General features: G+C 69.8%; 9 protein-coding genes. 1 reads left to right on the forward strand and 8 read right to left on the reverse strand.

The genetic code is table 11. The features are described from left to right. The 8 genes from rpsC to rpsJ form a co-directional block, all read right to left on the reverse strand. Window positions 1-695: 30S ribosomal protein S3 (gene rpsC, locus QM621_RS13590; RefSeq protein ID WP_414990925.1), on the reverse strand; the 695-nt coding region annotated here is incomplete at its 3' end. 3 nt (window positions 696-698) lie between these two features. Continuing rightward, on the reverse strand, window positions 699-1106 hold the full coding sequence (rplV, locus tag QM621_RS13595) for a 50S ribosomal protein L22 (RefSeq protein ID WP_414990926.1): 408 nt from the start codon (window positions 1104-1106) through the stop codon (window positions 699-701). After that, on the reverse strand, window positions 1103-1384 hold the full coding sequence (gene rpsS / locus QM621_RS13600; RefSeq protein ID WP_414990927.1) for a 30S ribosomal protein S19: 282 nt from the start codon (window positions 1382-1384) through the stop codon (window positions 1103-1105). Before rpsS ends, rplV begins: the two co-directional genes overlap by 4 nt. Window positions 1385-1402: 18 nt before the next feature. Further along, the gene (gene rplB, locus QM621_RS13605) at window positions 1403-2230 is read right to left on the reverse strand and encodes a 50S ribosomal protein L2 (RefSeq protein ID WP_414990928.1); all 828 of its coding nucleotides are present in this window, start codon (window positions 2228-2230) and stop codon (window positions 1403-1405) included. 13 nt (window positions 2231-2243) lie between these two features. After that, a complete protein-coding gene (gene rplW, locus QM621_RS13610) occupies window positions 2244-2546 on the reverse strand; it encodes a 50S ribosomal protein L23 (RefSeq protein WP_414990929.1) in 303 nt (100 codons plus the stop codon). 2 nt (window positions 2547-2548) lie between these two features. Further along, window positions 2549-3496, reverse strand: a complete 948-nt coding sequence (gene rplD / locus QM621_RS13615) for a 50S ribosomal protein L4 (protein WP_414990930.1) — start codon at window positions 3494-3496, stop codon at window positions 2549-2551. A gap of 2 nt (window positions 3497-3498) precedes the next feature. Beyond that, window positions 3499-4152 carry a 50S ribosomal protein L3 gene (gene rplC / locus QM621_RS13620; protein ID WP_414990931.1) on the reverse strand — a complete coding sequence of 218 codons (654 nt, stop codon included), beginning with the start codon at window positions 4150-4152 and terminating at the stop codon, window positions 3499-3501. A 14-nt stretch (window positions 4153-4166) separates the two neighbouring features. Further along, window positions 4167-4475 carry a 30S ribosomal protein S10 gene (rpsJ, locus tag QM621_RS13625; RefSeq protein ID WP_414990932.1) on the reverse strand — a complete coding sequence of 103 codons (309 nt, stop codon included), beginning with the start codon at window positions 4473-4475 and terminating at the stop codon, window positions 4167-4169. Window positions 4476-4837: 362 nt separating this feature from the next. Here rpsJ and QM621_RS13630 point away from each other — a divergent pair, with 362 nt between their 5' ends. Further along, window positions 4838-5521, forward strand: coding sequence for a FadR/GntR family transcriptional regulator (locus tag QM621_RS13630; RefSeq protein ID WP_414990933.1), 684 nt, complete (start codon window positions 4838-4840; stop codon window positions 5519-5521). Window positions 5522-5715 lie beyond the last annotated feature (194 nt).

The following is a 5715-nucleotide window of genomic DNA, read 5'->3' on the forward strand; positions in this document are numbered from 1 at the left end:
CGACCGGCGCGACGGTTGCCGCCGGGGGCGGCGGCGCGCTTGGCGGCCTCGGCCTCGCGCTCGGCGCGGGTGCCGGCGACCTCGCCCTTGTAGATCCAGACCTTGACGCCGATGCGACCGAAGGTGGTCTTGGCCTCGTAGAAGCCGTAGTCGACGTCGGCGCGGAGCGTGTGCAGGGGCACGCGGCCCTCGCGGTAGAACTCCGAGCGGCTCATCTCGGCGCCGCCGAGACGGCCCGAGCACTGGATCCGGATGCCCTTGGCGCCCGAACGCATCGTGGTCTGCATCGCCTTGCGCATGGCGCGGCGGAACTGGACACGGCCGCTCAGCTGCTCGGCCACGCCCTGCGCGACGAGCTGGGCGTCCATCTCCGGCTGCTTGACCTCGAGGATGTTCAGCTGGACCTGCTTGCCGGTCAGCTTCTCCAGGTCGCCGCGGATGCGATCGGCCTCGGCGCCGCGGCGGCCGATGACGATGCCCGGACGAGCGGTGTGGATGTCGACGCGGACGCGGTCGCGCGTGCGCTCGATCTCCACCTTGCTGATGCCGGCGCGGTCCATGCCCTTGGTGAGCATCTTGCGGATCTTGACGTCCTCGCCGACGTAGGCGCTGTACAGCTTGTCGGCGTACCAGCGGCTCTTGTGGTCGGTCGAGATGCCGAGTCGGAACCCGTGCGGGTTGATCTTCTGTCCCACGGGTCACGCTCCCTTCGTGTTGGCCGGCGTCACGACGACGGTCAGGTGGCTCGTGCGCTTGAGGATGCGGTTGGCCGCTCCCTTGGCGCGGGGGCGCCAACGCTTCATGGTGGGGCCCTCGTCGACCATGACCTGGCTGACGACCAGGTCGGCGGCGTCGAGATCCTCGGTGGTCTCCGCGTTCGCGACGGCGGACTGGACCAGCTTGAGGAAGTTCTCCGCCGCGCCCTGCGGGGCGAACTGGAGGGTGGCGACGGCCTCGTCGACCGCCGCGCCGCGGATCAGGTCCGCCACGCGGCGGGCCTTCTGCGGGGTGACGCGGACGAAGCGGGCCACGGCGAACGCGCCGGGCTCGTCGCCCAGCAGGCGCTCGCGGCGCGCGCTGGTGTTCTCACGGGCAGCAGCACTCATCGACGCTTCGCCTTTCGGTCGTCCTTCTCGTGGCCACGGAAGGTGCGGGTGGGCGCGAACTCACCGAGCTTGTGGCCGACCATCGAGTCGGTGATGAACACGGGGACGTGCTTGCGTCCGTCGTGCACGGCGATCGTGTGTCCGATGAAGGACGGCAGGATCATCGAGCGACGCGACCACGTCTTGATGACGGTGTGGGTTCCGGCCTCGTTCTGAGCGTCCACCTTCTTCTCGAGGTGGGCGTCGACGAAGGGACCCTTCTTCAAACTACGGGGCATAGTGCTCTCCCTTCCTTATCAGCGGCCGGACTTGCGGCGTCGGACGATCATCTTGTCGCTGGCCTTGCGCTTGCGCGTGCGGCCCTCGGGCTTGCCCCACGGGCTGACCGGGTGGCGGCCGCCGGAGGTCTTGCCCTCGCCGCCGCCGTGCGGGTGGTCGATCGGGTTCATGGCGACGCCGCGGACGGTCGGGCGCTTGCCCTTCCAGCGGTTGCGGCCCGCCTTGCCCCAGTTGATGTTGGACTGCTCGGCGTTGCCGACCTCGCCGATGGAGGCGCGGCAGCGGACGTCGACGTAGCGCATCTCGCCCGAGGGCAGGCGCAGCTGGGCGCGCGAGCCCTCCTTGGCGACGAGCTGCACGCGGACGCCGGCCGAGCGGCCCATCTTCGCGCCGCCGCCGGGACGCAGCTCCACGGCGTGCACCACGGTGCCGACGGGGATGTTGCGCAACGGCAGGTTGTTGCCGGGCTTGATGTCGGCGCCGACCCCGGCCTCGACGGCCATGCCCTGCTTCAGGCCCTCGGGGGCGATGATGTAGCGCTTCTCGCCGTCGGCGTAGTGCAGCAGCGCGATGCGGGCGGTGCGGTTGGGGTCGTACTCGATGTGAGCGACCTTGGCCGGCACGCCGTCCTTGTCGTAGCGCTTGAAGTCGATGACGCGGTAGGCGCGCTTGTGACCGCCGCCGTGGTGACGCGCGGTGATACGACCCTGGTTGTTGCGGCCGCCCTTCTTGGGCAGCGGCTCGACCAGCGACTTCTCCGGCGTGGTGCGGGTGATCTCGGCGAAGTCCGCCACCGAGGAGCCGCGACGGCCCGGGGTGGTCGGCTTGTACTTACGGATTGCCATGTCTGCTCAGTCCTCAGCTCGGGCTCGAGAAGATGTCGATGCTCTGACCGGCGGCCACGCTGACGATCGCGCGCTTGGTGTCCTTGCGCTTGCCGAGCCCGTTGCGGGTGCGGCGCGTCTTGCCCTTGCGGTTGAGCGTGTTGACCGCGGTCACCTTGACGCCGAAGATCTCCTCGACCGCGATCTTGATCTCGGTCTTGTTGGCGTCCGGGTGCACCACGAAGGTGTACTTGTTGTCGTCGATGAGCCCGTAGCTCTTCTCGCTGACGACCGGCGCGAGCAACACGTCGCGCGCGTTCTTGCCCAGATTGCTCATTCTCACTTACCTGCCTTCGTGAAGCCGGCGGCCTGGGCGGCCTCCTCGGAGTTGAACCAGACCTCCGCGATGGTCGCGCCGTACCACTGGCCGTCGGGCAGGTGGTACTTCATCGAGTCGGCGTTGCCCTTGATGTCGTAGCCCTCGGGCGCCTCGCCGTTCTCCAGCGGGGCCTTCGAGCCGGGGCCGTAGGGCTGCGTCGCTGTCTCGTCCTCGGCCGGCGCGGCGGCGAAGGCGGCCGGGGCGGGGGCCTCGACGGCCTCCTCCTTCGGAGCCTTCTTCTTCGCGGGCACGGCCTTCGGGGCGTCGGCCCCGGTGGCGGCGGCGCTCAGCTTGACCGTCTCGGCGCCCTCGTCCGACCGCGCGGCGACGAAGGCGTCGAAGGCGGCCTTGGTGAAGACCACGTCGTCGCTCTTGACGACGTCGTAGGTGTTCAGCTGGTCGAAGGTCAGCAGGTGGACGTCGGCGGCGTTGCGCAGGCTCAGCTCGGTGAGCGTGTCCTCGCGGTCGATGACGACGAGCACGCGGCGGCGCGCGGTGACGTCGGCGAGCGCGGCGACGGCGTTCTTGGTCGACGGCTTGTCGCCGGAGACCAGGGACTCCACCACGTGCAGACGGCCCGAACGCGCGCGGTCCGAGAGGGCTCCGCGCAGCGCGGCGGCCTTCATCTTCTTGTTGGTGCGCTGGCTGTAGTCGCGCGGCTGCGGGCCGTGGACGATGCCGCCGCCGGTGTAGTGCGGGGCGCGGATCGAGCCCTGGCGGGCGCGGCCGGTGCCCTTCTGGCGGTACGGCTTCTTGCCGCCGCCGGCGACCTCGCCGCGGGTCAGCGTCGAGTGCGTTCCCTGGCGCGCCGCGGCGAGCTGCGCCACGACGACCTGGTGGATCAGCGGGACGTTGGTCTGCGCGCCGAAGAGGTCGACGGGCAGGTCGACGTCGATCGTGTTCGTCATAATCAGGCTCCCTTGGCAGCCGAGCGGATGACGACGAGCTGGCCCTTGGGACCGGGGACGGCGCCCTTGACCAGGACGACCCCCTTCTCGACGTCGACCGCGTGGACGGTCAGGTTCTGCGTGGTCACCGTGTCGGTGCCCATGTGGCCGGCCATGCGCAGGCCCTTGAACACGCGGCCGGGCGTGGCGCAGCCGCCGATCGAGCCCGGCTTGCGGTGGTTGCGGTGCGCGCCGTGCGAGGCCGAGACGCCGGCGAAGCCGTGACGCTTCATGACGCCGGCGAAGCCCTTGCCCTTGGACGTGCCGGTGACGTCGACCTTGTCGCCCGCGGCGAAGATCTCCGGGGAGATCTCCTGGCCGAGGGTGTACTCGGCGACGGCCTCGGTGCGGATCTCGACCAAGTGGCGGCGCGGCGTGACGCCGGCCTTGGCGAAGTGGCCGGCCTCGGGCTTGTTCACCTTGCGGCCGTCGATCTCGCCGAAGCCGATCTGGACGGCGCTGTAGCCGTCGGTCTCGCGGGTGCGGATCTGGGTGACGACGTTGGTGTCGGCGGCGAGGACGGTGACCGGGACGACCCGGCCCTCCTCGTCCCACACCTGCGTCATGCCCAGCTTGCGGCCGAGGAGGCCGCGCGTGGTGGCGGTGGAGTTGCTCATGACTCGCTTTCCCCTCAGAGCTTGATCTCGATGTCGACGCCGGCGGGAAGGTCGAGGCGCATGAGCGAGTCGACCGTCTTCGGCGTCGGGTCCAGGATGTCGATGAGGCGCTTGTGCGTGCGCATCTCGAAGTGCTCCCGGCTGTCCTTGTACTTGTGCGGCGAACGGATCACACAGAACACGTTCTTCTCCGTGGGGAGCGGCACCGGCCCGGCGACCTTCGCGCCCGTGCTGATGACCGTGTCCACGATCTTGCGCGCCGAGGAGTCAATGACCTCGTGGTCGTAGGCCTTGAGCCGGATACGGATCTTCTGTCCCGCCATGCTCGTGTCTGTCCTTTACGTCGTCTTACCGTTTGCGATCCCCGCTCCACCTCGGAGCGGTTCAGCCGCTACCGGTCCCACGTCCCCCGAGGTCGGGCGTGTCGCATTCGCAGCCAGAGGCGTGGACAAGCACAGATCTCAAGTTGGGTGGTTGGGCCCGCCGTGAGCGGCGAGCCAGGTCGGACCGGACGCGCTCACAGGAACCGGCGGAGACCGCCGGACGCGGGCGCGCCCCAGCGATCCGGCCGGAGCAACCTGCCTAGTCTGACAGAACCCCGGGGCGGAACACAAATCGGGGCGCCCGTGAGGTCGATCTCGACGGATCTGCCACCGCGTCATCAACAGCGGCTAGCATCGACCGCGTGAATGGCGGCCTGGGAACTGAGCGATCGCGCGAGACTGTTCGACAGCTGCGGGAGGCGATCACCTCCGGCCGCTGGCCGGTCAACAGCAAGATCCCGACCGAGGCCGAGTTGATGGTCGAGTTGGGCGTCGGGCGCAGCACCGTCCGCGAGGCGGTGCGGTCGCTGGCCCACCTGGGCATGCTGGAGCCGGCCCCCCACCGCGGCACCTTCGTCCGCTCGCGCAGCCCGGTGAGCTTCGTGCTGGCCGACTTCATCACCGAGCACAAGGCCGCCGAGGTGCTCGGCGTGCGGCGCGCCCTGGAGGTGCAGGCCTGCCGGACCGCCGCGCTGATGCGCACCGAGGAGCAGTTGGAGCGTTTGCGCGCGGCGCACGAGCAGGACGTGCGGCGCTCCTGCACGCCGCTCACCGAGCGCGGCTCGACGCCGGGTCAGTTCCACAGCCTGGTCGTGGAGATGAGCGGCAACCAACTCATGGTCGACCTGTACGGCGGGGTGATGGCCGGGGTGCGCTCGTTCATCCAGCAGGGCCTCATCGTCAGCGCCGCCGACGAGACGGCCCGTCACGACGACCACGCCGCGATCCTCGACGCGATCGAGTCCGGCGACGCGGTGCGCGCGGCCCACGTCGCCGCCGCCCACGCCGACCGCGACCTCCGCGCCGTCGACCCCGAGTCCGACTGACCTCTCCCACCGCCCCAGGTCACGACTCCCGGAAGCGGTGAGTTGTCCACCTTTGCCAGGGTGTCGGTGACCTGTCCACCCTATGAGCGCTCATACCGTGGACCGGTCACCGACGGAGCCCGAAACGTGGACAACTCACCGCTTCCGGGAGTCGTGACCTGGGGCGGTGGGAGAGGTCAGTCGGACTCGGGGTC

The sequence above is a fragment of the Aeromicrobium sp. genome (assembly GCF_047606445.1).
Taxonomy (GTDB): domain Bacteria; phylum Actinomycetota; class Actinomycetes; order Propionibacteriales; family Nocardioidaceae; genus Aeromicrobium.